Raw genomic sequence first — 373 nt, 5'->3', positions numbered from 1 at the left:
GTCGAGGGCAATGGCTTCTTCTTCGAGCCGACGGTATTGGCCGATGCGCAGCAGGACGACGAGATCGTGCGCCGCGAAGTGTTCGGGCCGGTGGTCTCGGTGACCCAATTTACTGATGAAGCGCAGGTGCTGGGCTGGGCCAACGACTCGGACTACGGCCTGGCGTCATCGGTGTGGACCGCCGACGTCGGCCGCGCCCATCGCCTGTCGGCGCGCCTGCAGTACGGCTGCACCTGGGTCAATACGCACTTCATGCTGGTCAGCGAAATGCCCCATGGCGGGCAGAAGCTGTCCGGGTATGGCAAGGACATGTCGATGTATGGGCTGGAGGATTACACCGTCGTGCGGCATGTGATGTTCAAGCATTAAAAAA

At 61.4% G+C, this 373-nt stretch carries 1 protein-coding gene; it reads left to right on the top strand.

The genetic code is table 11. The features are described 5' to 3' along the window. A partial coding sequence (locus NQL71_RS29705) for an aldehyde dehydrogenase family protein (RefSeq protein WP_274643795.1) occupies window positions 1–369 on the top strand: 369 nt, incomplete at its 5' end. Window positions 370–373 lie beyond the last annotated feature (4 nt).

Origin of the sequence: Pseudomonas serbica, from assembly GCF_028823535.1 — a bacterium.
Lineage (GTDB): Bacteria > Pseudomonadota > Gammaproteobacteria > Pseudomonadales > Pseudomonadaceae > Aquipseudomonas > Aquipseudomonas serbica.
The sequence above is the reverse complement of the archived record's forward strand: the minus strand, read 5'-3'. Positions and strand labels throughout refer to the sequence as shown.